The sequence below is a fragment of the Cobetia sp. SIMBA_158 genome (assembly GCF_046566945.1).
Lineage (GTDB): Bacteria > Pseudomonadota > Gammaproteobacteria > Pseudomonadales > Halomonadaceae > Cobetia > Cobetia amphilecti.
Genome location: NZ_JAWJYL010001103.1, coordinates 1 through 235, shown reverse-complemented (window position 1 = coordinate 235; position 235 = coordinate 1). Strand labels below are relative to the sequence as shown.

The window sequence follows — 235 nt, the reverse complement described above, 5'->3', positions numbered from 1 at the left end:
ATTATGCGTCATCATCACTCATTTGCGATTGGATGTAGCGCTCTACACCAATACTTTCTATCAAGTCCTGCTGCGTCTCTAACCAATCTTCATACTCTTCATTGCCATCTTTTAGTATGACTAATAGCTGGCGAGAGACATAGTCAGACTTTGTCTCACACAAGGTGACGGCATCAGTAATAATATCGAACTTCTGTCTCTCAAGGCGTAGGTTGCACTCAATGATTTCTGGTAC

The 235-nt window shown here is 42.1% G+C and carries 1 protein-coding gene; it reads right to left on the bottom strand.

Translation table 11 applies throughout. The features are described 5' to 3' along the window. Position 1: 1 nt before the first annotated feature. The coding region (locus R2R70_RS23200) for a ferritin-like domain-containing protein (RefSeq protein WP_410979376.1) at positions 2 to 235 on the bottom strand (234 nt) is incomplete at its 5' end.